Origin of the sequence: Photobacterium iliopiscarium, from assembly GCF_003026395.1 — a bacterium.
Classification (GTDB): domain Bacteria; phylum Pseudomonadota; class Gammaproteobacteria; order Enterobacterales; family Vibrionaceae; genus Photobacterium; species Photobacterium iliopiscarium.
The window spans coordinates 167,893-194,572 of record NZ_PYOO01000002.1 but is presented as its reverse complement, the minus strand read 5'-3'; the positions used below and the strand labels follow the sequence as shown (position 1 = coordinate 194,572).

17 protein-coding genes and 1 pseudogene are annotated in these 26,680 nt (G+C 38.8%); 11 read left to right on the top strand and 7 right to left on the bottom strand.

Annotated elements, in window-relative coordinates:
* Positions 1-246 precede the first annotated feature (246 nt).
* Positions 247-1,428, top strand: coding sequence for a 23S rRNA pseudouridine(2605) synthase RluB (rluB, locus tag C9J51_RS04185; RefSeq protein WP_045039338.1), 1,182 nt, complete (start codon positions 247-249; stop codon positions 1,426-1,428).
* Between the two features lie 109 nt (positions 1,429-1,537).
* Here the strand turns inward: rluB and C9J51_RS04180 are convergent, their stop codons facing one another.
* Positions 1,538-2,305, bottom strand: coding sequence for a YciK family oxidoreductase (locus C9J51_RS04180; protein WP_045039339.1), 768 nt, complete (start codon positions 2,303-2,305; stop codon positions 1,538-1,540).
* Between the two features lie 264 nt (positions 2,306-2,569).
* Between C9J51_RS04180 and sohB the strand changes: the two genes are divergently transcribed.
* Entirely contained in the window at positions 2,570-3,631 is a 1,062-nt protein-coding gene (sohB, locus tag C9J51_RS04175; protein WP_045035655.1) for a protease SohB, read from the top strand.
* Positions 3,632-3,686: 55 nt separating this feature from the next.
* On the opposite strand, the gene C9J51_RS04170 is transcribed toward sohB, so the two are convergent.
* Positions 3,687-3,944: a DUF2498 family protein gene (locus C9J51_RS04170; protein ID WP_045035654.1), complete on the bottom strand. Its 258-nt coding sequence runs from the start codon at positions 3,942-3,944 to the stop codon at positions 3,687-3,689.
* A gap of 619 nt (positions 3,945-4,563) precedes the next feature.
* On the opposite strand from C9J51_RS04170, the gene topA reads away from it, so the two are divergent.
* A complete protein-coding gene (topA, locus tag C9J51_RS04165; RefSeq protein WP_045035653.1) occupies positions 4,564-7,215 on the top strand; it encodes a type I DNA topoisomerase in 2,652 nt (883 codons plus the stop codon).
* Positions 7,216-7,290: 75 nt separating this feature from the next.
* Here the strand turns inward: topA and miaE are convergent, their stop codons facing one another.
* Together miaE and C9J51_RS04155 are read right to left on the bottom strand one after the other, a co-directional pair.
* On the bottom strand, positions 7,291-8,094 hold the full coding sequence (gene miaE, locus C9J51_RS04160; protein ID WP_045035652.1) for a tRNA isopentenyl-2-thiomethyl-A-37 hydroxylase MiaE: 804 nt from the start codon (positions 8,092-8,094) through the stop codon (positions 7,291-7,293).
* 93 nt (positions 8,095-8,187) lie between these two features.
* The gene (locus tag C9J51_RS04155) at positions 8,188-8,949 is read right to left on the bottom strand and encodes a hypothetical protein (protein ID WP_045035651.1); all 762 of its coding nucleotides are present in this window, start codon (positions 8,947-8,949) and stop codon (positions 8,188-8,190) included.
* Positions 8,950-9,373: 424 nt separating this feature from the next.
* Between C9J51_RS04155 and cysB the strand changes: the two genes are divergently transcribed.
* Both cysB and C9J51_RS04145 read left to right on the top strand, forming a co-directional pair.
* Positions 9,374-10,348, top strand: coding sequence for an HTH-type transcriptional regulator CysB (gene cysB, locus C9J51_RS04150; RefSeq protein WP_107274878.1), 975 nt, complete (start codon positions 9,374-9,376; stop codon positions 10,346-10,348).
* Between the two features lie 121 nt (positions 10,349-10,469).
* Positions 10,470-11,672, top strand: coding sequence for a methyltransferase (locus tag C9J51_RS04145; protein WP_045039340.1), 1,203 nt, complete (start codon positions 10,470-10,472; stop codon positions 11,670-11,672).
* 41 nt (positions 11,673-11,713) lie between these two features.
* Here the strand turns inward: C9J51_RS04145 and C9J51_RS04140 are convergent, their stop codons facing one another.
* Both C9J51_RS04140 and C9J51_RS04135 read right to left on the bottom strand, forming a co-directional pair.
* Entirely contained in the window at positions 11,714-13,681 is a 1,968-nt protein-coding gene (locus C9J51_RS04140) for a putative bifunctional diguanylate cyclase/phosphodiesterase (protein ID WP_107274877.1), read from the bottom strand.
* A 162-nt stretch (positions 13,682-13,843) separates the two neighbouring features.
* Positions 13,844-13,981 (bottom strand): annotated as a pseudogene (locus tag C9J51_RS04135) (transposase); the annotation flags it as partial.
* Positions 13,982-14,366: 385 nt separating this feature from the next.
* Between C9J51_RS04135 and C9J51_RS04130 the strand changes: the two are divergent.
* Both C9J51_RS04130 and C9J51_RS04125 read left to right on the top strand, forming a co-directional pair.
* A complete protein-coding gene (locus C9J51_RS04130; protein WP_045039342.1) occupies positions 14,367-17,384 on the top strand; it encodes a flavocytochrome c in 3,018 nt (1,005 codons plus the stop codon).
* Positions 17,385-17,440: 56 nt separating this feature from the next.
* On the top strand, positions 17,441-18,388 hold the full coding sequence (locus C9J51_RS04125) for an FAD:protein FMN transferase (protein ID WP_082301438.1): 948 nt from the start codon (positions 17,441-17,443) through the stop codon (positions 18,386-18,388).
* A 369-nt stretch (positions 18,389-18,757) separates the two neighbouring features.
* On the opposite strand, the gene C9J51_RS04120 is transcribed toward C9J51_RS04125, so the two are convergent.
* Positions 18,758-19,972, bottom strand: a complete 1,215-nt coding sequence (locus C9J51_RS04120; RefSeq protein WP_045035645.1) for an aromatic amino acid transport family protein — start codon at positions 19,970-19,972, stop codon at positions 18,758-18,760.
* 421 nt (positions 19,973-20,393) lie between these two features.
* Between C9J51_RS04120 and C9J51_RS04115 the strand changes: the two genes are divergently transcribed.
* The 4 genes from C9J51_RS04115 to adiA all read left to right on the top strand — a co-directional run bounded on the left by C9J51_RS04115 (position 20,394) and on the right by adiA (position 26,635).
* Complete coding sequence (locus C9J51_RS04115) at positions 20,394-21,611, top strand: CinA family nicotinamide mononucleotide deamidase-related protein (RefSeq protein WP_052667770.1); 1,218 nt, start codon at positions 20,394-20,396, stop codon at positions 21,609-21,611.
* Positions 21,612-21,819: 208 nt separating this feature from the next.
* Complete coding sequence (locus C9J51_RS04110; RefSeq protein WP_045039344.1) at positions 21,820-22,662, top strand: META domain-containing protein; 843 nt, start codon at positions 21,820-21,822, stop codon at positions 22,660-22,662.
* A 303-nt stretch (positions 22,663-22,965) separates the two neighbouring features.
* Positions 22,966-24,288: a putrescine-ornithine antiporter gene (gene potE, locus C9J51_RS04105; RefSeq protein ID WP_045035643.1), complete on the top strand. Its 1,323-nt coding sequence runs from the start codon at positions 22,966-22,968 to the stop codon at positions 24,286-24,288.
* A gap of 55 nt (positions 24,289-24,343) precedes the next feature.
* Complete coding sequence (adiA, locus tag C9J51_RS04100; protein ID WP_045039345.1) at positions 24,344-26,635, top strand: arginine decarboxylase; 2,292 nt, start codon at positions 24,344-24,346, stop codon at positions 26,633-26,635.
* The last annotated feature ends 45 nt before the right edge of the window (positions 26,636-26,680 follow it).

Here is a 26,680-nt window from a genome sequence, read left to right as displayed (position 1 = left end):
TCATGTTGTTTATGATACGTTTTTTTTATCGCTATTTTTATGGTAAATAATCGTTATATTTGCGATAATGATCGGCTACATATCTAGCATGATAGATTATCGCGTTAGAATCCAAATTATTGCTATTCGCATCAATCATCCCATGTCACTTTCTTTTTAAAGCAATGCTTGCTACTAGAACGTATCAATCGGTGGTTTTTTGATGAGAATTTCGACGCCTGTGAAGGCGACAAAGGTTTATTTACAATGAGCGAAAAATTACAAAAAGTACTAGCACGTGCTGGTCAAGGTTCTCGTCGTGAAATCGAATTAATGATTCAAAACGGCCGTGTTAGTGTTGATGGTGTTGTTGCTACACTGGGTGATCGTCTTGAAGATCTTAGTGTTAATGTTCGTATTGATGGTAATAACATCACATTAATTTCATCAGATGAAGAAATCTGTCGCATTTTGGCTTATAACAAGCCAGAAGGTGAGCTATGTACTCGTCATGATCCTGAAGGTCGTCGTACTGTTTTCGATCGTCTACCACGTCTAACAACAGGCCGTTGGGTTTCTGTTGGTCGTCTAGATGCGAACACATCAGGCCTGCTACTTTTCACCACCGATGGTGAATTGGCTAACCGTTTAATGCACCCAAGCCGTACTGTAGAACGTGAATACATGGTACGTGTATTTGGTGAAGTAAACGAACAGATGATAAAAAATGTCGTTAAAGGCGTTGAGCTAGAAGACGGCGTAGCACGTTTTGAAGATGTTGTTTATTCTGGCGGTGAAGGTATGAATCATACTTTCTACGTTATGATCACTGAAGGCCGTAACCGAGAAGTTCGTCGTTTATGGGATTCACAAGGTGTAACGGTTAGTCGTCTGAAACGTGTTCGTTATGGTGATGTTTACTTAACGAAAGATATGCCTCGTGGTGGTTGGAGCGAGCTTGAACTAAAAGAAGTAAATGAACTGCGTACTGCCGTAGAATTGCCACCTGAAACTGAAACGTTATTAACCGTTGAAGGCCAGAAGCGCAAAAAAGGTATTCGTCAAATTCGTCGTGCTGTTCGTCGTCATGAAGAGCGTGTAGAGACAACTGGTACTGGTGGTCGTCGCGGTCGTAATAATGATCGTCGTGCACCATCAAGTGCAAGCCGTAATGCTGAAGTTGATTCACAACAACAAGAGCAACGTGGTGGCCGTGGTCGTACTAAACCCGCACCTGTTCGTGATAACACTAAACCTAAACCACGTTCAGATCGCGCTCAAAGCAAACCTGTGCACATTGCGGGTAAGCCTCGAGATGATGAGAAGAAGCCTTATAACGCATCAGATAAGCCACAAAATGGTTCTGGTAAGCGTAAGCCTTCTGGTAATGCGGCAAATCGTCGTAACCCATTAGCAAATAAGCCAGCTAAACCTCGTACTCGTAAGTAAGTGTCTACATACTACTAACGCGTAAAGTACGCTATTGATGTAAAAAAGCCGACAGCGATGTCGGCTTTTTTTATCGCTATAATTTACTGATTACAGCATTGAATCATTATTATTCTTCGCCACTGACACTTGGTTTACGCTTAGGTTGAGCGTCAATACATTGCCCTGAAACATGACGGCTTTCAGGTCCCATGAGGTATAAGTAAAGCGGCATAATATCTTGTGGTGTTTTCAATAAACGGGCATCTTCCGCCGGAAAGGCTTGTGCTCGCATCCCTGTGCGAGTGCCACCTGGATTAATGGCATTAACATTAACTGATGTATCACTAAGTTCATCGGCTAATACTTGCATCATGCCTTCTGTGGCAAATTTAGAAATAGCATAAGTTCCCCAAAATGCGCGTCCGTTGTGACCAACGGTTGATGAGGTAAAGATAATTCGCCCATCTGGTGATTGTTTGATTAATGGTAAAATTGCTTGGGTAAGTAAGAGCTGTGCTTTTACGTTAACTTGCATAACATCATCAAACGTTGCTTCTTCAATATGCTCAAGTGGACTTAGTTGACCTAATAATCCCGCATTGTGTAGTACGCCATCTAAGCGTCCAAATTGCTGCTGAATGGTGCTTGCCATCTCAAGGTAGTGTTGTTTGGTTGCACCCATTAAATCTAAAGGAATAATCACAGCTTGTTTATTGCCATTTTTTTCTATTTGATCGTAAACCGCTTCAAGTTTGGCAACGGTTCTTCCTAGTAGCAGCACGGTCGCACCATGAGCTGCATATTGGATTGCCGCTTCACGGCCGATACCATCACCAGCGCCTGTTACTAATATCACGCGATCTTTTAAATTATTCGCAGCAATTTGATAATCCACCGTAGCTTCCTTTTAAATAGTGTCTTTTTGTCGTTATTTGAGTGTTTTTTCATCTAAGAACGTATCAAGTCTTGAGCTTGACTGTAATATCGATTACTACTAAAACATATCAGAATTTACATTCTGAGAGAATGTGGTTTTATGTGAATATCGTGTCGATGATATTGGTTTATTATAGGGATAAATCGACGTAATAGTGGCGATAGTTATTACTCTTTTACAATAAATTATGGCGCTTTTTCTTGCCAAATAGAGGATTTAATCTTGGAATTTTTGTTTGAATATGGTTTGTTTTTCGCCAAAATAGCGACAGTTGTTATTGCGATTGTTGGTATATTGGTGTTAGCAAAAGCGTTAAATGGTCGTCATGGTTCGCAAAAAGGTGAGCTAGAAGTTATCGATTTAACCGAACAGTATAAAGAGACTGTTGAGCAGCTAGAATTACATTTATTTGATAAAGCGTTATTAAAAGCACGTGATAAAGCGGATAAAAAATCAGATAAAGAACAAGATAAAGCGCGCCAAAATGAAATAAAACAAGCGGTGAAAAATGGTAATTTAACCACGACCCGTGATCCGCGTTTATTTGTGATTGATTTTCATGGCAGTATTGATGCACGTGAAGTGTCGTCATTACGCCAAGAAATCAGTGCTATTTTAGCGATTGCAATTGAAGGTGATGAAGTATTGCTACGTTTAGAAACGGGTGGCGGTATGGTACATGCGTATGGTTTAGCATCATCACAACTTGATCGTTTAAAAGCGGCGGGTATTACACTAACGATTGCTGTTGATAAAGTAGCCGCAAGTGGTGGTTATATGATGGCATGTGTTGCGGATAAAATTGTATCAGCACCGTTTGCTATTGTGGGCTCTATTGGCGTTATTGCACAGCTACCAAACTTTAGTAAGGTATTGAAGAAAAACGATATTGAGTTTGAACAAATTACCGCAGGTGAGTTTAAACGTACTTTAACTATGTTTGGTGAAAACTCAGATAAAGCGCGTGAGAAATTCAAAGAAGAAATTGAAGAAACACACGGTTTATTTAAACAATTTATTGCTGTTCATCGCCCTGAACTTGATCTTAATAAAGTGGCAACAGGTGAGCATTGGTTTGGTCAACAAGCACTTGAATTAGGCTTAGTTGATCAGATTAGCACCAGTGATGATTTGATCACTGAAGCGTGTAAAGCGCGTGAAGTATTACAAGTGAAATATGTACGTCGTAAGAAGTTAATTGAGAAGTTATCTGGCGCGTCAAGTGAAGCTGCGGATACATTATTAATGAAGTGGGTAGCGCGTGGTCAGCGTCCATTTATGTAATACAATTTACGTTGTCGTATAAAAAAACCCCGCAGTGATTGCGGGTTTTTTTTGTTTAAACAAGTAGCGTATTTAGCGTGAATTCTGGCGATAATTTATGAGCTAGGAATTTAAACATATTAAATACAGCAGTCGTTTTAGCTGTTGGCAGACCATCATCATCAAGGAAGTATTCACCTTTGAATATCAACACGCCATCTTTCTCTGTAACCGATGTTGCGCGCATGCCTTCGGCATAATCTTTGTTATCTTGAATGATTTGATTTGCGATCATTAATAACTCATTGATCGAAATTTCAGCTTTATTAGCCATGATTAATACTCATTGATAGTGAAATAAATACAGTTTAAGTAAGTTGCACCTAGAAAACAAATAACAAGATTGTCAATTGGTTAATATTTATTCAAATAAGAGTGCAAATTATATTAAAAAGAACAAATACTGTGATTAAATGCAAAAAAAATTAGTAAAGCTGATCAAATAATTCTATATAGATGATAATGATGATGCGGTTTTATGTTATTACAGAGGCTAGAAACTATCAAAGTGATTGTCCTATAAGGTAAATTTGAATTTTATCGCCTTGATTATCAGTACGTTGTAAGGGGCTAAAACGTACTGTGAAAAATATTTACAAATTAACAACAAGTGCGGAAGGTACAACCAAATAGACGAAATTAATTAAAAAGCAGTTGACCTTCTTATTTTCTAGCCCAATATGTAAAGAGTATTTTACGAAAATGAAGTGCAATAATTAATTGCAAATATGTATCATTCTCAAATTGTAACTCATCATATTAATTCACTACTCTGGTTAGATTCTTCGATTAGTGACTTAATGAGATTGGTCGAATGTTGTGGCGCTAATGATTAGCTAAGCAGTTATTTATATTTTTAGAATTAGCGAGCACGAGGACGTAATAGGGTCATTATGGGTAAATCTCTCGTTATCGTGGAGTCCCCTGCCAAGGCGAAAACAATCAATAAGTACTTGGGTAAGGATTTCATTGTAAAATCAAGCGTTGGTCACGTACGTGATTTACCAACGGGCGCCCGCAGTGGCGGTAAAAAAGCTGTGGCAACATCGACTAAAGGGTTGAGTGTTGAAGAAAAAGCGGCGATTAAACACAAGAAAGATCGTAAAGCGTTAATCAGCAAGATGGGTGTTGATCCCTATGATGATTGGAATGCGCATTATGAAATACTTCCTGGTAAAGAAAAAGTCGTTAGTGAACTTCAAAAATTAGCAGAAGATGCTGACTGTATCTATCTCGCAACGGATTTAGACCGCGAAGGAGAAGCCATTGCGTGGCACCTTCGTGAGATCATCGGTGGCGATGAATCACGCTATAAACGAGTTGTATTTAACGAAATCACTAAAAATGCGATTCAACAAGCATTTGAACAACCTGGTGAATTGAATATTGATGGCGTGAATGCGCAACAAGCCCGTCGATTCCTCGACCGTGTTGTTGGCTTCATGGTATCACCACTATTGTGGAAAAAGGTTGCACGTGGCCTTTCTGCTGGTCGTGTACAATCAGTGGCGGTAAAGCTGATTGTGGAACGTGAGCATGAAATTAACGCATTTGATCCTGAAGAGTTTTGGGATATTCATGCTGATACCTTAACCGTAGGCAAAGATGCATTACGATTAATGGTCGCGCAACAGGCGGGTAAAGCATTCCGTCCTGAAAATAAAGTCGATACGATGGCTGCCCATGCGCTACTTGAAAAAGCAGCGTATGAAGTGATTGAGCGTGAAGATCGCCCAACCAGCAGTAAGCCATCTGCGCCTTATATCACCTCGACACTTCAACAAGCGGCAAGTACACGTCTAGGTTATGGTGTTAAGCGCACCATGGGCCTTGCACAGCGTCTGTATGAAGCGGGTTATATTACTTACATGCGTACTGACTCAACCAACCTTTCAAAAGAGGCGGTTGAAGCTGCGCGTGAGTTTATTGGTAGTGAGTACGGTAATGAGTATTTACCTGAAAATGCCAATATTTATGGTAGTAAGAAAAATGCTCAAGAAGCGCACGAAGCCATTCGTCCTTCAAGCGTTGAAGTAAAAGCCGAACATTTAGAAGGCATGGATCAAGACGCAGTTAAGTTGTATGACTTAATTTGGCGTCAATTTGTGTCTTGTCAGATGATGCCAGCAAAATACGATTCAAGTACGATCAACGTTAAAGCAGGTAATTTCTTGCTAAAAGCGAAAGGCCGTACATTGCGTTTTGCAGGTTGGACATTAGTACAGCGTCCATCTGGTAAAAATGAAGACACAACATTGCCAGAAGTAAACGTTGGCGATGTATTGAAGTTAGAACATGTTGAGCCTAAGCAGCATTTTACTAAGCCACCAGCTCGCTTTACAGAAGCAGCATTGGTTAAAGAACTTGAAAAGCGTGGTATTGGTCGTCCATCAACGTATGCGTCGATTATTTCAACCATTCAAGATCGTGGCTATGTACGTGTTGATCAACGTCGATTCTATGCAGAAAAGATGGGTGAGATTGTTTCTAACCGCCTTGATAACAGTTTTCCTGATTTGATGGATTTTGATTTTACTGCCCGTATGGAAGGTAATCTTGATAAAATCGCTGAAGGTGAGAAAAACTGGAAGAAAGTACTCGATGAGTTCTTCTCTGATTTTACAACTGAGCTTCAAAAAGCGGAGTTAGATGAATCAGAAGGCGGTATGCAGCCTAACAATATCGTGCTAACTGATATTCAATGTCCAACATGTTCGCGTCCAATGGGTATTCGTACTGCATCAACTGGGGTATTCCTTGGTTGTTCTGGCTACGCATTGCCACCTAAAGAGCGTTGTAAAACAACGATCAATTTAGGCAGCGAAGAAGGCATTGTTAATGTTCTAGAGGAAGATGTTGAAACGGCAGCATTACGTGCCAAGAAACGTTGTCCTATTTGTAGCACAGCAATGGATGCTTACCTGATTGATCAAGATCGTAAACTTCACGTTTGTGGTAATAACCCAAGCTGTGATGGTTACATTGTTGAAAAAGGTGAGTTCAAGCTTAAAGGCTATGAAGGTCCGCTGATTGAATGCGACAAGTGTGGTTCTGATATGGAACTGAAGAACGGTCGTTTTGGTAAGTACATGGGGTGTACTAACGAAGAGTGTAAGAACACCCGTAAGATTCTAAAGAATGGCGAAGTTGCGCCACCAAAAGAAGATCCTGTACATTTACCTGAAATTCCATGTACACAAGACACTAATGCGTACTTTGTTTTACGTGATGGTGCGTCTGGTTTGTTCATGGCAGCGAGTACCTTCCCTAAATCACGTGAAACCCGTGCACCTTTAGTGGAAGAGCTTGTACGCTTTAAAGAACGTTTATCACCTAAGTTCTTATACTTAACTGATGCGCCTGTGGCTGATCCTGATGGTTTACCAACAGTGATTCGTTTCTCTCGTAAAACGAAAGAAAACTATGTGCGCTCAGAAATAGACGGTAAGCCAAGTGGCTGGACGGGTCTATTTGTGGATGGTAAATGGGAAATTACCGATAAGCGTAAAAAGCCTAAAAAAGAAAAATCAGCAGAAGAAGAGTAATTCATTATTCTGTGATTAAAAAAAACCGCCAAATTTGGCGGTTTTTTTGTAGGTGCTACACGTGATCTTATGATTTTAAACACAAGCGATGGTGGTGACAGGAAGACCACTGTGAAATCGGAATGTATCATCAGGCGTTATAATTAATTCAGCTTCTTTGCTACCAATTGCTCGAATACGATCGGCAATGTTTGTTCCAGCGATTTTTTCAGCCAGAGTCAGGTAATCTTGATAATGACGCGCTTCTGAACGTAATAATGAAATATAGAACTTTTTAAGTTCTGGATCTAAATAAGGCGCAAGTTTAGCGAATCGTTCACAAGATCGTGCTTCTATGTATGCACCGACAATAAGCTTATCGATTAACGTCGCAGGTTCATGCGTACGTACGGCTTTCATTAACCCTTTGGCATAACGTCCTGCATGAAGGTTGCTATAAGGGATACTACGCTTATCCATAATTTCTAACACTTGTTCAAAGTGATGAAATTCTTCTTTTATTAGCCGCACCATTTTATCGATCAATTCTTGGCCATGAGAAAAATCACTGCGAGGCGTTAGTGGGGCGAGTAGGCCATTTTTCTTACTGTGAAAATGGGCTGTTGAGCGGTTATTTCCACCATAAACGAAATCTTCATAAGGTTTCGCCCATGCCATTAGTGCCTCACCACTCTGCTTATCGACGGCATATTTACGGACCATAAACATGGCTGTCTGACTTGCTTTAAGCTCACAATTACAATGATCAACCAGTAATGGGATCAGGTTTTCTGGTTTTCTGGCTTCCTGGATCCAGCCATCAGGGGTTTCACATTGAAGAAATTGATTGATAGGCTTGAGTAATTCATTAACCATGTGTTGAGTGTTATCGTTATCCATAAGGCATGTCTTTATTTATTGTTATCGAAGGCGTAAAAAAGGCCGCGATGGCGACCTTTATCGTTGAGCTAGTGTAAGACAAAGAGAATTAAATCACCATTTTCGCTTTGGTTGAAATAAGACATCTAATTCATCATTATCTTTTTCGAGTAATTGTTGGCGTTCTTGCTCGCTACTGACACTCATATTATTATCAATTTCACCTAGCATGTACTGAAGTTTCTGCTTGGCTTTAGTTGCATAATCATCATTACGAGATGATAGAACATCAATCCCTTTTTTAAGCAATTGTTTGGCTGTGCCAAATTGACGTTTTAAGCGAGCATCATTAGCACGTTTAACGACGTTTTCAATATTAATTCTTAATTGCATATTATCTAAGCGTGTATTTTCAAGTACGTAGGCTTGAGTTGCAATACGGCCTTTGCCATGTTCTCCCTTTATCACACTTTTTAAACGTTTTACTAGCTGTAACATACCAATAGCTTGACGATCAGAATTAGGCACTTGGAAAGGGACAACATTGGTTTGATCAAAGTGTGTTTCTAAGTGTGATATCTGCTCATTTACATGATGTATACGTTGTTTCAAAGAGCGATCTTTAGTGTCAACTTCAGCAATAGTTTCAAGTGCATAAAGAATACGTTTATTAAGACAAACTAAGAGTTCTTTACTATAAGGTAAGTGACTAGCATTACTAATGAGCTCTTCTGTGGCGTCAATGATTGCGACTTGCTTCGCTAATTCTTGTTGTTTGGCACTTTCTAACCGTTGGCGGTATTGAATGATAATGCTATAGCCAATAATTAAAACGAGCAGAAGACTGATTAAGCCAATAACGAGAGGGATACTCATAAAGTGTGTCTATCATCCATGGTTGATGTATTACTAAGAAAGATACACTATCTCTTTGTTTGGTGGTAGTTTGTTAGTAAAAAATGCTAACTAAATAACGTGATAGAGAAATAAATGGTTTTTTAAATTAAATGCTTTGTTTTTATGCTGAAATTACTTCAACATGCAGCATTACAACGTAACAAAGAGTGCTATTTTTCCGTAATAAAAAGATTTGTAATGTAATGTCTTAGCATTGCTTCATGCTTATTGGATGATGGAATAGTATTTTTATGATTAAAACTAAATAAATACTATGAAACAAGGTTAATTCAATATATAAAATATTTATTACATGGTTGCACGATCATACTTTGAGATAAAAATCAGTTAAAGATTTTAGGACTAAGTGTGAAAGGTAACGGATTATTGATTGGGCGAGACCATGAAATTACAACAATTGCGTTATATCGTTGAGGTCGTAAATCATAACCTCAATGTTTCATCAACCGCTGAGAGTTTATATACGTCTCAACCGGGTATTAGTAAGCAAGTACGTTTATTAGAAGATGAATTAGGTATTCAAATTTTTGAACGTAGCGGTAAGCATTTAACTAAAGTTACGTCTGCTGGTGAAGAAATCGTACGTATTTCACGTGATATTTTATCTCGCGTTGAAAGCATTAAAGCGGTTGCCGGCGAGCATACTCATCCTGAGATGGGTACGTTGAATATTGCAACAACGCATACACAAGCTCGTTATGCACTGCCGCAGGTGATTCAAGGATTTACAACGAGATTTCCTAAAGTTTCGTTACATATGCACCAAGGCACACCAAGTCAAATTGCAGATGCGGTCGGTAAAGGTAATTCTGATTTTGCCATAGCAACGGAAGCACTACATTTATATCAAGATATGATTATGCTGCCTTGTTATTACTGGAATCGCTCAATTGTGGTACGTAAAGATCATCCTCTTGCGACTAAACCTACTATTACTATTCACGATTTAGCTGCTTATTCATTAGTGACTTATGTGTTTGGCTTTACTGGGCGATCTGAACTTGATAGTGCTTTTAATCGTTCAGGATTGACACCAAGAATTGTATTTACTGCAACGGATGCCGATGTTATTAAGACCTATGTACGTTTAGGGCTTGGGGTGGGTGTTATTGCTAGTATGGCGATGGATCCTGATGCTGATGATGATTTAGTCGCTCTAGATGCAAGCCATATTTTTGAGTCAAGTACGACCATGATAGGCTTTAAGAAAGGCACTTTTTTACGTACTTATATGTATGATTTTATAGAGCGTTTTGCGCCTCATCTTACGCGTAATATTGTTGATCAAGCTATAGCATTAAAAAATGCAGCAGAAATAAATGAGATGTTTTCCTCAATGGACTTACCGATTAGATAATATCATCTGTTATTGGCTTGATTCATAACCGCTAGTGATGGCGGTTTTTTTATTTGATTAATGTGTAAGTTGTTAGCTTGGTATACACTAGCCTCCAATTTTGGTGGGTTAATGGTTGTTTATGTCTAACTACGTTGAGCTTTTTCATCGTCTTGATGCATTATTGGTAAAGAATCGTCACTTTTGGCAGTTTATGCCATTTGCTGAACGTGGGTTTGTTTGGCATCAAAATTTGCCATTTTGTCAATGGTTAATGGCGTTAGATGACAATCAGTTACAGTTGTTCGGTGATGATATTCATGCATTAACGGCAGCATTGACGCCATGGATTGAAGACGCTGAGGCGCTAACGCAACTTGTAACTGAAATACAACCATTAGCGCGTACTAAAACATCCATACCTCAAGGTTTTGATAGTGGTATTCCAGGGCGAAAGTGGCAACAAATTATTGCTTTTAATGAAGTACTACCACCGTTAGGTTTGCCATGGTTAGAGTGGTGTGCCGGTAAAGGGTATCTTGGGCGTGTATTGGCGATATCACATCAACAGCCTGTTACGAGCCTTGAGTGGCAACAGCAATTATGTATTGATGGTGAGCAAGCAGCTAAGCAATTACAATTGAATATTAATTTTGTTCATGCCGATGCATTTAGCGCAGATAGTGATGAGGCTATTACCACCAATCAACATGCGGTTGCGTTACATGCTTGTGGTGATTTACACGTGTCATTGTTAGAACGGGTGGTTGCTAAAAAAGGGGCCGCAGTCAGTATTTCACCGTGTTGTTATCACCTTATTCGTCAATCACACTATCAGCCAATGTCTATGGCAACGAAAACCAGTACATTAATGCTATCTAAGCACGATTTACGCCTCCCTCTGCAAGAAACCGTTACTGCGGGTAATCGAGTAAAACAGCTACGTTTTGTGGAAGTCAGTTTTCGATTAGGGTTTGATTTATTACAACGTGAGTTAAGCCAAACTGAGGCATATCTTTCTGTGCCAAATGTACAAAAAGCATTGCTTAATCAGGGGTTTGAAGCGTTTTGTGTGTGGGCTGCCGCAAGAAGAGGTGTGCAGTTACCTGAGAACATTGATTTTGATGAGTGGCAGCGTCAAGGCGAAAAGCGATTTGCCATTATTGAACGTATGGAATTAGTGCGACAATTATTTCGACGTCCGCTTGAAATTTGGCTAGCACTTGATCGCGTTTGTTTTCTTGAAGAGCAAGGTTATGAGGTTGTGCTTGGTACTTTTTGTGATAAACCAATAACGCCACGTAATTTATTAATTCACGCACAACGTCTTAATATTACGGATTAAAAATCAAATAATCCCTATCATAATGAATGATAGGGATACCATTATAATAATTGGACAAGTTTACGCATTACAGGAGCTTGGAAATATTTCTTTTCAAGTTCATTAACGGGCATTGGTCGACTAAAGAAATATCCCTGACAATAATCAAAACCACATTGGTTAATATAATCAAGCTGTGTCTGCGTTTCTACACCTTCTGCGACTATTTTTAGATTGAGTTTGTCACAAATGGCTTTTGTGGCTTCAATAATGACTTTGCTACTTGTGTGTTCGCCCTGAACAAAACTTTGATTAAGCTTAACCGTGCTAATTGGTAGCTCATGTAGCTGTGATAATGAAGAATATCCTGTACCAAAATCATCTAAATAGAGTTCGATTCCCATTGCGGCTAATGCATCTAAACAAGGTTTGGTTTCACAATAATCTTGTAACATTGTTGATTCAGTGATCTCTAATGCAAGTTGAGATGGATTAACATTATATTGACGAATTATTTGTTTAATCGTGTGTGCAAGATTTGGCTGTAATTGTGCTCGTGATACATTAATACTGATAATAAACGGTTGCGAATAACGTTGAGTCCAAATGGCAAGTTGATGACAGGCTTTGTGTAAAACCCATAACCCTAATGGTACAATTTGGCCAGTTTCTTCTGCTAGAGGAATAAATTCAGCGGGAGAAACTTGTCCCAATGATTCATCATTCCAACGGATCAATGCTTCAAAACCTTTTAATTGTTGATTAGTTAAATCAATAATCGGTTGATAATAGAGTTCAAAATCGTGATTTTCGAGTGCTTGAGATAAATGATGACGTAACGTCACTTTACGGTACAGATCGTCGGCCATTTCTTGTAAAAAAGGATAGTAACAATTTCTTCCACGCTGTTTAGCGCGATGCATTGCTATATCGGCTTGGGTTACGAGGGTATCAACGTTATTAGCATCTTCAGGGTAATTTGCTGTACCAATACTACAACTAATAGAAAGCTCACCAATATCTTTAATATGAAAAGGACGGCTTAAGGTTTTTATTATTTGGTCAGTGAAGTGAGTAATAGTGATGTAATTACGTTTTTCGATTTGAATAATAAATTCATCCCCTCGAAAACGAGCAACTAGGCCTTTATCTTTAACAAGGTTTAATAAGCGAATAGCTACGGCACGTAATAATTTATCTCCCGCAGCATGGCCATAAGAATCATTAATAAGTTTAAAACCATCAAGATTAAGAAACAGTAAACTATAATGGGATAGATGATGATGGCTGGCTTTTAACGCAGTAGAAATACCACGGCGGTTCATTAATCCAGTCAGAAAATCATGCTCGGCATTATATTTTTCTTTATTCAATTTTTCTTTATCTTTAGTGATATTGACTAGTTGTAATAATAATTGTGAATGATCACTGAGCCATTTAGCTTCAATATCAAACCAATGATGGCGTTGACCAGTCCAACATAGACGGTTGCATTTGAAGTGATTGTTTTTTTTTGCATCCTCTAACCATTGCTGCGAAAGTGTTATATCACCAATGAACTCAGAAAGATCTATTAAATGATTACCATAATTACTTGAAAAGGCATCATTAGCACTAATAAAAAGGCCATCGCCAGAAAAAAGCAGTGCTAAATTTGAACAATCAGAAAAGGTGAGATCTCGACGTAGAGATGATTCATCAGCAATCACTTCAATTAGCATCGCCGTACGCCCATCTGTTAATGGAATACCTGAAAATAAGCACAGCATATTTTTAGTTATTTGTTTTGGGGTAAAACGCCACCAAGTTTTAATTGGTTGGTGTGATTTAAATGTTTGTTGATATTCTAATAATGTTGCCACTGCGGCGGCTGATATCTCTTGACTAAAATCACGATCTAATAATTCTTCAATAGATGTCATTTCCCATAAATCTAATGATTTATCATTTGCCCATAGGATTTTTTTATTATCAGCATCAAATACCCAGATTGGATTTTGGAGATAATAAAGAGGTGAGAATGAATCCATCTCCAACTTCTTTCTTTTTATTAAGGTGTTAGTTTTAAAATAGTAGCTGAAATGGAAAAAGTTAAACATGACATTATGATAACTACGTGATATTGGTCCATATTTTTATATATAGATACTGTATTTGTTAATATGGCCGATATTTAATCAGTGTGTGAATGTGTCTTCAACTAGGTACTGATAATTAAACCTAAAACAGAATTCATCAAGATAACGAGGAATATATTTTTCTTTAATTGCGTAATATGTCCCTTTTATCGAATTTTTAACATTACCAATCATGGTATATATCCATGAAAAGCGGCTTCATATTAATAGCGCATTTTACTATTATTTCAATGCGGATTAAATGACGTTTTAGGTATTATGTTACTCATACACTTTAATATATTAACGTATAAGAGATTATTTAAATATGGTTGTTAAATAATGCCAATAAGCGGGCTTGTGTTGCCTTGTTTTTATTTAATTGTTAATGTTGAATTAAAATAATAAATATTAATGGGTTTATGAGTATTGTGCATAAATTAAATGCAGATGTATCATTTTACTATAAGCCGCCCTTGTAGTAATTTTATTCATTGTTACTTAATTGCTTCAATTCTTATTTCAAAAATCACTTAAAGCCATTTGTATATTTAGTGATTTTTTATATAAGTATTAATTTATATTGGAATATGAATCAGTGAATAATTTAACAGATGAAATTCAATTAGGCTTATCACAAGCTAAACTTAAAAATCGCATTGTAATGGCACCCATGACTATTCAATCTGCTTTTTTTGATGGTGGTGTTACGCAAGAAATGATCAACTATTATGCTGCTCGTTCAGGTGATGCTGGCGCAGTCATTGTTGAAAGTGCGTTTGTTGAAAATTATGGAAGGGCTTTCCCCGGTGCATTGGGCATTAATACCGATAGTAAGATTTCAGGGCTTAAGAAGTTAGCGTCGGCAATTAAAGAGAAAGGTTCAAAGGCTATTCTTCAAATATACCATGCAGGACGCATGGCAAATGGTGAATACAATGGCGGCCATCAGCCTATTTCAGCTAGCCCTGTTGCTGCACTTCGTGACAATGCAGAAACACCTCTTGAGATGACAAAAGAACAAATTGGTTTCATGATTGATGCTTTTGGTAATGCTGTTAATCGTGCAATCGTTGCGGGTTTTGATGGGGTTGAGATCCATGGCGCTAATACATACATTATTCAACAGTTCTTCTCTCCGCACTCAAACCGTCGAAATGATAAATGGGGCGGTGATATTGAAAAGCGGACTGCATTTCCTCTTGCTGTATTAAATGAAGCGAAGAAAGCCGTGGCACAACATCAGTTAACCGACTTTATTATTGGTTACCGTTTTTCTCCTGAAGAAATCGAAGAGCCTGGTATTCGTTTCGAAGATACCATGTACTTGCTTGATAAGTTGGCGATGAGTGGTCTTGATTATTTTCATTTTTCTATGGGGAATTATGCTCGCAATTCGATTGTAACCCCTGAAGATAAAGAACTACTTATTCGTAAATACCATGCGCTTGAGTCTGAAAATGTTGCCAAAATACCTGTAATAGGTGTTGGTGGTATCGCTCAGCGTTCTGATGCTAATCAAGCGTTAGCGCAAGGCTACGACATGGTGAGTGTGGGTAAAGGTTTCCTTGTTGAGCCAACATGGGCGACAAAAGCAATTAATGGTGAAGAATGTGCCGAATTCGCTGATATCGAGCAACAACATCAACTAAAGATCCCAACACCGCTTTGGGAGATCATGGATTACATGATTGTTGATAGTAAGGCTGAGGCATTAAAGCACCAGCGTATTAAAGAATTACAAAATGTTGAGATCAGCTTTGAGCCTGGTGAGTACATCGCTTATGGCTACGGGCACAATGGCAAACTACCGGTAACAGTGACGTTCTCAGACGACAAGATCCTCGATATTATCGTTGATTCTTCAAAAGAGTCAGACGGAATTGCAAATCCTGCGTTTGAGCGTATTCCTCAACAAATTATGGATGGTCAAACTCTAAATATTGATGTGATTTCTGGGGCGACAGTCAGTAGCCAAGCTGTGATTGATGGTGTATCAGAGGCTGTTGATTTAGCGGGTGGTAACTCTGAAGCGCTTCGTTGTAAAGCACGTGAAGCGGTTGAATGGTCAACAGAAGTTATCGAAAAAACTGTCGATGTTGTTGTTGTTGGTGGCGGTGGCGCAGGTTTAAGTGCAGCGCTTACCGCTTTGGATAATGGCAAATCTGTTATTTTGCTTGAAAAATACCCTGCTGTTGGTGGTAACACTGTACGTACAGGCGGTTGGGTGAATGCAGCAGAGCCTAAGTGGGTAAAAGATTTCCCTGCGATTGCTGGTGAAGTGGATTACCTTAAAGCGATTGCCGCTACACCTGAGTCAGACATTGCAGAAGAATATCTTGCCGATTTCCGTACACTGAAAGATCAATTGGCAAACTATTTCCTTGATACTGAAAGTGGGAAAAATTACCTGTTTGATTCAGTTGAACTGCACCTAATTCAGACATACCTAGGTGGTAAACGCACTAACCTTAATGGTGAGCTAATTCACGGTCAATACGATTTGGTACAGACGTTAACAAGTCGTGCGATGGAATCGATTGATTGGTTAACTGAAAAAGGCATCGACTTTAACCGTGGCATGGTGGATATCGCTGTTGGTGCTTTATGGCGCCGTGCGCACAAACCGAATCGTCCTAAAGGTGTTGAGTTTGTCGAAAAACTGCAAAAGCAAGTGATTGCCCAAGGTGGACATATCATTACGGATGTGCGAGCTGAAGAATTGATTGTTGATGATGGAAAAGTTGTTGGTATTAAAGCAACTCATGCAAACGGTACAAAATATATTTTGACCACTAATTGTGGTGTTGTACTGGCTTCTGGTGGTTTTGGTGCAAACACGAAAATGCTGCAAAAATACAACAACTACTGGAACGAGATTGCCGATGATATTAAAACAACCAACTCACCTGCACTTATTGGTGATGGTATTGAAATCGGTGAAAAAGTAGGTGCCGATTTAGTGGGCATGGAATATGTTCAGTTAATGCCGATTGGTGATCCTAAATCTGGTGCGTTATTAACGGGTCTTATTGTTCCACCTGAAAACTTTGTCTTTGTTAACAATCAAGGCAAGCGTTTTGTCGATGAATGTGAAAGTCGAGATGTGCTTTCTCGCTCATTCTTTGACAATGGTGGTGTGGTTTACATGATTGCTGATGAAGCTATCCGTAAAACGGCGGCTAACACCACAGATGAAACTATTGAGCGTGAGATCGAAGAAGGTATTATTATTAAAGCGGATTCAATTGAAGAATTAGCTCAGAAAATTAATGTACCAACAGAAGCGTTAACAGAAACGATTCGCCGTTATAACAGCTACGTTGATGAAGGGCGTGATCCTGAATTCCACAAAGGCGCACTTGGCTTAAAAGTGGAAAAAGCACCGTTCTATGCAACACCACGTAAGCCATCGGTTCACCACACGATGGGTGGCTTGAAGATCAATACTAAAGCGTGTGTATTGGATAAAACTGGGGCACCAATTTCTGGGCTATATGCCGCGGGTGAAGTAACAGGTGGTATTCATGCTGGTAACCGTTTAGGTGGTAATGCGTTGATAGATATCTTCACGTATGGCCGTATAGCCGGTGATAGCGTATCTAACCGCGTTTAATGAGACAAAAGGGAAGCATGTGCTTCCCTTTTTACTGTTCGATGAGTATAGATTTAATGCACTGTTTTAAAACGCGTTTTCCTATGATGGGAACTTTTATTGATCTTGTGGTTTATCATGACCGTGGTGAAGATTTGATCAAAGAATGTTATCTGCAACTTCAAGAGTTTACTCAACGTTTTACGGTTAATCAGGCGCAATCTGAACTTATGCGTGTCAACAACCACGCAGGCATTCGACCTGTCCGTGTAAAGCCGGATCTTTATGCGCTGATTAAGAAATCAAAATCGATCAGTGTCGATCCTCTAAATCCGTTTAATGTGGCGATTGGGCCACTGGTAAAAGCATGGCATATCGGTTTTAAAGATGCCAAGTTTCCCACTGATGCGGAGCTTGCGGAAAAATTACAACTTGTTGATCCGTCAAAAATTATCCTAGATGATGACTATCAGTCGGTATACCTTTCTCAAGTTGGCATGCAGATAGATTTAGGTGCTATCGCCAAGGGGTATTTTGCTGATCGGATAAAAGATTTTCTTACTGCTAACGGGGTCGAGCACGGCTTTATTAATCTTGGTGGTAATGTACTGACTATTGGTTATTCGCCTGAGAATATCTCTCAAACATGGAATGTTGGTATTCAAAACCCGCTGGCTACTTCGTGTGGCGATATCTGTCGAGTTGTACCTTTACGAGATTATTCAATGGTAACGTCTGGCATTAATGAACGATATTTTGAATACAATGGTCAGCGATACCATCACCTTCTTGATGGGCAAAAAGGGAGGCCTATCTCAAGCAATATCGCGAGCGTGACGATTATTTCAAAGCTGTCTGTTGATGGTGAAATATGGAGTACCGCAGGCTTTTTACCCTCTATAGATGATGCTCTCTTTTACCTTAATCATCAGGTTGATATTGAAGCTGTATTGATCTCAAATCAAGGTAAAGTATTTATAACGAATGGACTCACTGATAATGGTCGCGTTGTTAAATATAAATAATGTTTAGTTTTACTTGATTATCATTGTGACTCAGTCAATGTTAATAACTTCTTTGGTATCGATGGTAATTGTGCACCGCATTTAATCAGCGAATTGAATATGTTGCTCTTTAATCGAGTTTTTAACAGTCATTGTATCTACCCATGAAATGTAGCTATCATATTGATAGCGCGTTTTATCCTTTTTTAACGTAGATTAAATAAACGTTCTTTATATCGTTTTTTTGCCCAGTATAAATTCGCGTGTAGAGAGGCATTCTTGAAATTAGATTATATTATTAAATATGATGTTGCTCCTATACTTCAATATATTAAAGTATAGGAGACTATTTAATGATTACTGTTAAATAGTGGTAATCAAACAATATAATTAACCTACCGCAGGTATTATTCCAATCATTTGTAATAACTGAGCGGTAATAATAATAATACCGATGATCGTTACAATAGCTAAAGAGAGTGAGCCACCTTTTACAACATAGCCTGATGGGTGATTTTTAGCTTGTTGTGCTTTACGTTGTGCGCTAACCATCGCAACGGGTAAGAATATGGCCAAAATAACCAATGAAATGGCAGCGTAACCTAATGCCATGATAAACCCTTGTGGGTAGAACACAGCAAATGCAAGTGGTGGCAAAAATGTAATTAGCGCCGTTTGTCCGCGACCCGCAAAGTGATTACCACGATTAAGGGTATCAGCCAGAAAATCAAATAGCCCTAAGCTCACGCCAAGGAATGATGTTGCTAATGCAAGATCGGCAAAGATAGAGACTGATTGGCCTACCATCGGATTATGGAGTAATTGGCTTAAACTACCAATGAATGCCCCAAGCGTACTGTTAGCCATTAATTGAGGTTGACCCATAATGCCTTGGCTAGCCAATTGCCATAAAATGTACACCATTAATGGCAATGCCGAGCCAAAAATCATGATTTTTTTCAGCGCTTTGATATCAATGCCAATGTAACGGACAATTGAAGGAATGCTGCCATGAAAGCCAAAAGATGTAAAAACAACGGGTAAGGCGGATAAAATTAAGCCTTTTTCTATTGGCATTTCAACCAGATGCTGTCCTTGAACATGTGGCAGTAATAATCCGAGCATTATCGCCAGTGCGATGACTTTTGCAGTGAAAAGGATACGGTTAACCATATCGACACTGTGTGTGCCAATAGATACGACACTTGCAATCGCGACCGTGAAAATGATGGCGCCAATCTGAGGGGCAATTGATGTACCTGTCCAGCTTGATAATTTTTCACTTAACTGGCTACCACCACCTGCAATGTAGGCCGCGCATAATGCGTAGAATAAAAAGAACATAGCCAATGTTGCGATGGTTTGACCCTTACGGCCTAATAATTGGTGCGCTAACGTATTTAATGTCGCAGAAGGATCTGCATGTTGGTGAACTTCTAGCATTAATAATGCAGTGTAAGTCATTAATGCCCAAATACCGATCATGATAGTTGTTGCGGTTGTAAATCCTAACCCTGCTGATGCGAGAGGAAGGGCTAGCATTCCAGCACCTATAGTTGTGCCCGCAATGATCAGCATACTGCCGAATGTTTTATTTAAAGACATGATTATGTCGCTCCCTGAAGGATAAAAACTTAACTAGGGGAGGGGTATGCATATACCTGTGGTCGCTCCCTATATATAAAGCAGGCCACAATGGCATAATCGAGATGAAGTGTTTTAAAATGTTTACACCTAGATTTAGCCACTGTGGCTATCGATAGGCAGTATTAGGATAAATAATTGGCACGTTCATTCTCTCTAAGCTAGAAATAATCACTAATTAACGGTAATTAGTTGTTAACGGCTACATTATCGATAGAGGTTGTAGCTGTCAACTTATCTTTATTGTGTAAATTAATCTTTACAGTCATAAGTGGGTAATAAAAAATAAATCAATAATAATGATGATGCATAATATTCTATCCATGATGCAAGGTTCGGCATAAACTGTCTTAAATTTATAATTATTATAGGAAATACAACCATGCTCAATGTAGTGATGATCAGTACGGGCGAAGAAGTGCTGTATGGCGATATTACCGATACTAATGCAGCATGGTTATCGGCGCAGTTTTTTGAACAAGGCTTTGCAATGACGCGTCGAGTCACTGTTGGTGATAATTATGAAGCACTCGCAAAAGAAATAGAAATGTGCAGTTTAAGTGCTGATATTGTGATTGTGAATGGTGGCTTAGGACCAACATCTGATGATCTTACCGCAGCGTCTGCTGCAATGGCGGCTAATGTTGGGCTTGAGCAATCAGATGCTTGGGTCGATGAAATGACAGCTAAATATAAGCAAGTGGGACGAGAGATGCCTGCGGCTAATCTTAAACAAGCGATGTTACCCGAAGGCGCTGAGTTAATTGATAACCCTGTTGGTACTGCTTGTGGGTTTATGATGCAATTAAATCGTGCGTGGTTATTTTTCACTCCAGGAGTACCCAGTGAATTTAAAGTCATGGTGAATGATCAAATTTTGCCACGCTTGAAGACCATGTTTAATGTCACGGATAATAAAGTTTGTCATCGTCTTTATACTTATGGCTTATCTGAATCGGCTATTAGTGATCTTTTTCAACCATTAATTGTGCCTGAAACATGTAGTTTGGGATATCGCTCATCGTTACCCTTTATCGAAATAAAGTTATTTGCACCCCAAAGTGAGGATCAGGTACCTGCTTTATTGGCGCAAATGACGGAGCTACTTGGTGATAATATTGTGGGTGAGGGAGAGGGTTTACTGAACGCCATTGCGGACTTATTAACGGATGATGCAACGCTAGCATTGTCAGAACAAAGCTCTGGTGGCTTTGCCATTAATTGGCTTCAAGATGTACCTTCATTGAGTGCTCGATTAGCGGTGAGTGAAGTGATGGCCGATGATATTGATGAGCATGCTTGTGCTAATGAATTATCAACTTTAATTGCATTACGTGCACAGCGATTACATCTACATGCTCCCGCAACTTATACGCTAACGACAGGGCCTTCATTAACTGGCGATGGGTTTATGTTAGGGCTGACAACACCTGATGGTAGTTGGTGTCAGCAGTTAATGTTTAAGCGTCAATATAATAATTATAATCGACGTTGGATTATTGCAACCGTTATGTTTGATATGTTACGTCGCTATTTACAACATAAAGATGTGTTTGGTTTTTATGAATCATTAGATCGTGTTGCAAGCGAACGTCTATAGTATAAGTCTATTATAATTGTTGGCTTTATACCTGTTTGTTCATGATTTTGAATGCTGTATTATTGGAAAAATAAATGCTAACATTCAATCAGATTAGTTGCTAATCAACGCTTGTATTATATGAACAGTGGTTATATTAATGATTAGTAACTTAAAAATAAGCAGAGTAATTTCTTCAAATAAGCAGACATAAATTTAAGGAAAAATAATGGCTTTCAAATTGAAAAAAGTAGTATTAGCAACATCAGTAATGTTATCAGCATTAATGCTACAAGCATGTAATGATAATGAAGCGACCGTTAAGGCACCTCAGCAACCTACTGCTGTTGTTAAAGCAGAGAAAGCTGATATGAAACCTTTGAATGTTAGTGTTATTTATTTAGATCGCCGTATGTTGCCACCCGGTGCGGTATTGAATGTTACTCTTGAAGATGTGTCGCTTGCCGATGCTCCATCTGTAACATTGAGCACTGAATCAATGGATATTGCGGGTGCTCCACCTTATCCTGTAACGCTAAATTATGATGCAAATAAAGTGCAAGCAAACCATCGTTATAGTGTACGTGCAACCGTGAAGGTTGATGATAAATTGATCATGACTTCAACGTCAACGATGGATCCGTTTGCAACTGATGCAAAACAGCCATTAGAGGTTAAATTAGATCGTGTTGCGCCACCTCAAAATGTAGCGCCACAAGCTAATCAACCCACACTTGCTGGGCCACAATGGCAATTAGTGACATTATCAGGCCAAGCAGTGAAACCTGGTGCTGGTGGTGATAGTGCATTTATTCAGTTTGATGCAACGACTAACAGTGTTAATGGTTTTGCGGGTTGTAATAATTTCCATGGCACACTAGAAGCTCAGACTGCAACAACGCTAACCGTTGGTCAGGCTGCGTCAACGCGTAAAATGTGTATGGAAGGTATGGAGTTAGAGCAAGCGTTCTTAGCGTCATTACCTGAATTTGCTAATTACAGTATTAATAATAATATACTAAGTGTTAAAAATAAGAATGCTGACATTATTGCGACATTTAAAATAAAATAACTCTGTAATTAATAATATATTATAGCGTATAGAAGAAAATTTCTTTTATACGCTTTTTTTTTGTGGGTATTAATTGTTGATTATTAAATAAATGACAAAGTAACTTAGTTCAAAAAATAGAAATACGCAAAAAAAAACTTATTTAATTATATATTAGTCAAAATATTAGAATATGTCATTAACAAATAAACCTACCTTCATATTTTAAATTATACTTATTTCGACATAACACAGCGATGGGTAATCCCATATAAATAATAGTGTTTTAAATGTAATTAAATAAGCTAGAAGGTAGTTCACGTTATGAGTTCAAATAATAACAAAATGGGACTTATGGGATTAACAACCATAGTGACCGTTAATATGATGGGATCGGGGATAATATTATTACCCTCAAGTTTAGCCGCTACGGGGGGAATAGCGTTACTTGCATGGGTTGTTACTGCCATTGGTGCATTGGCGATTGCTTATGCTTTTGCTAAGTGTGGAATGTATTGTACTGACGATGGTGGTATGTCCGCTTATGCAGAAAAAGCACATGGTAAATCCAGTTTTTTTATTGCCTCTTATACTTACTATGTGTGTCTTGTTATTAGTGCTGTAGCCATCGCAGTGTCATGTGTTGGCTACTTGGAATATTTTATTCCGTGGTTAAAAGAAACCCCAATACATACTTTTGTTGGGGTTATTTCTATTTTAATTATTACGATGTTTGCTAATGTTAAGGGCGCTAAAATAACCGGACAAATATCCACAATAACGGTATGGGGTATTATTATTCCAGTGTTGGGCTTATCGATTATTGGCTGGTTTTGGTTTGATGCTCAAGTGTTTGAAGAAGCTTGGAATCCGCATGATATCTCGGTTGGTAGTGCGATTTATTCAGGTATGGCGCTAACATTGTGGGCTTTTTTAGGCATTGAATCTGCGGGTGCTAACTCCGGTACAGTTGAGAATCCAAAACGTAATGTACCATTAGCATGTATGCTAGCGACTGTATTTTCTGCGGCAACCTATATTGCTTCAACGACCGTTATTCAAGGCATTATTCCTAATGAAGTATTAGCGAAATCGGATTCTCCTTTTGGGCTTGTTTTTGCACAAATGTTTAGCCCATTAGTCGGTGAGGTTATTACCGCAATGGCAATCATGGCTTGTTTAGGTTCATTGCTTGGGTGGCAATTTACTAATGCTCAGGTTTCTAAAGTGGCTGCTGATATGCGTTTATTCCCCAAAATTTTTGGGGATGTAAATAAATATGATGCGCCATTTAAAGGCATGATGATTATGCTAGCCTTTGAATTAATCCTTGCGATTATGACTATTTCTCCAACCTTATTAAAACAATTCAATGTATTAGTAAATTTAGCTGTATTTATAAATATGGTGCCTTATGTATTAGCATTAACTGCACTCGGTATTATTATGAAGAATGCAGACGTTAATCAAAAAGAATATAAGAACGGTATTATTATTGGTTCTGTTGCCGTTCTATATAGTATATATGGTGCATATTCTACTGGTGAAGAAGCTGTATTCTATGGCGCTATCATTACGTTACTTGGTTATTTCTTTTATGGGTTTATTGCGAGTCGTGAAACGGTAAATAATAAAGTGTCATCGTAAGTTTAATTGTATTACACGAAATGTTAATTATTAGTCTGATATAAAAGGATTGTATATGTTGAATTATGGTAAGCATATGAGAGTATTAATTTTTGATAACTCTCAAGCTACGGGTGTTGTTGCAAATGCCATTGACCGATTAGTTGAACAATTTGAAGATGAATCAATTATTGTCGCCAAAGCATCTACCTACGATGACTGTTACTCAATGCTTAATGTCAATATGGCTGTTGATTGCTTTATGTTGACTTCAAGTATGACGGGGAAACAGCAAGAAGAGAATGATATGTTCTTTTCTCTCATTGAAAAATTAAATCAACGTCAACAAGGTGTTCCTGTTTTCTTACTTGCTGAACGAAAGAAAATGACCTTAACAGTTGATCGTCATTTGATGTCATTAGTGAGTGAATTTGCATGGATTTTAGAAGACACTTCTGATTTTATGGCGGGTCGAGCGATTGCGGCTATGCAACGCTACCGTGATCAATTATTACCGCCACTCGCCAATGCAATGATGAAGTACGACAGTATTCATGAATACTCATGGGCGGCACCGGGTCATCAAGGCGGGGTCGGTTTTCTAAAAACACCTGAAGGTCAGCGGTTTTATAATTATTATGGTGAAGGGCTGTTCCGTTCAGATATGGGGATTGAGCGAGGTTCTTTAGGATCATTACTTGATCATACGGGGGCTTTTGGTGAAAGTGAAGACTATGCCGCCAAAGTCTTTGGTGCTGATAAATCTTATTCCTTGGTAACGGGTACTTCAGGTGCTAATCGCACTATCATGCAGATTTGTATGCGCGAAAATACGCTCGCAATTTGTGATCGAAATTGCCATAAATCGATTGAACAGGGGTTGATGTTAACCGGGGCATTGCCTGTTTATATGGTGCCAACCCGAAATCGCTACGGCATTATTGGTCCGATTTATCCCGATCAAATGTCACCTGAAGGGTTAAAAAAATCGGCACAAAGTAGCGAACTAACAAAAGATCTTGCGGGTGGAATGGCCACATATGCTGTTGTTACAAATTGTACTTATGATGGTTTATGTTACAACGCAAAGCGCGCACAAGATATTTTAAGTGAGAGTAGTAACCGTATTCACTTTGATGAAGCATGGTATGGCTATGCACGTTTCAACCCTATTTATACCGATCATTTTGCTATGCGAGGTGAGCCTCAAGAAATGCCAGACGACGGGCCAACGGTTTTTGCCACTCATTCAACCCATAAATTATTAAATGCGCTTTCTCAAGCATCATGGATTCATGTACGCTATGGTAAAGATCATATTAATTTTGAACGCTTTAATCAGTCATACATGATGCATGCAACTACATCGCCACTATATGCTATTAGTGTTTCAAATGATATTGCAGTGTCACAAATGGCGGGTAACCGTGGTGAATCATTAACCAATGAAGTTATCAAAGAAGCGGTAGATTATCGTCAGGCAATGGGACGTTTACACCGTGAGTTTGTCGCTGATGGTGATTGGTTCTTTAAACCATGGAATGCAGAATCTATTATTGATCCTGATACTGGGATTGAATATGGTTTTGAGGATGCTCCTGCAGAATTATTAGCAACAACACAAGATTTTTGGATCATGAAACCGGGCGATAAGTGGCATGGTTTTGACGATATTCCTAAAGATTGGTGCATGCTCGATCCGATTAAGGTCAGTATCTTAGCGCCAGGAATGGGGGATGATGGCAAGTTACTTGATACTGGTGTTCCCGCCGCGTTAGTGACCCAATATTTAACCCGTTTTGGTATTGTGCCAACCCGTACCACGGATTTTCAAGTGATGTTCTTATTCTCAATGGGGATAACCAAAGGTAAGTGGGCGACTTTAGTTAATACCTTGCTGAGTTTTAAAACCCATTATGACAACAATACCCCATTAAAATCAGTGTTACCTGATTTGGCTGCGAGTCATCCGAAAGTGTATGGTGATTTAGGGCTGAAAGATTTGGGTGACAAAATGTTTACTTATTTAAAAACCCATACCCCATCAGAAATGTTGAATGCGGCTTATTCGACGTTACCAAAAGCGGATATTACACCTCGTGCAGCATTTGAAGCGATAGTGGATGATAATGTTGAAATGGTACCATCCAATAAACTCCAAGGACGTATTGCTGCAAATGCCGTTATTCCTTATCCACCGGGTATTCCGATGCTAATGTCTGGTGAGAACTTTGGTGATGCCAATAGCCCTCAAATCGGTTATTTGCATAGTTTAGAAATTTGGGATAAAGAATTCCCAGGCTTTGAACATGAAACGGAAGGGACTGAAGTTGAAGATGGTGTTTATCATGTAATGTGTGTGAAGTAGTTAGTTACCCACTTACAGACAATAAAAAATAGCTCTTTATTGTTT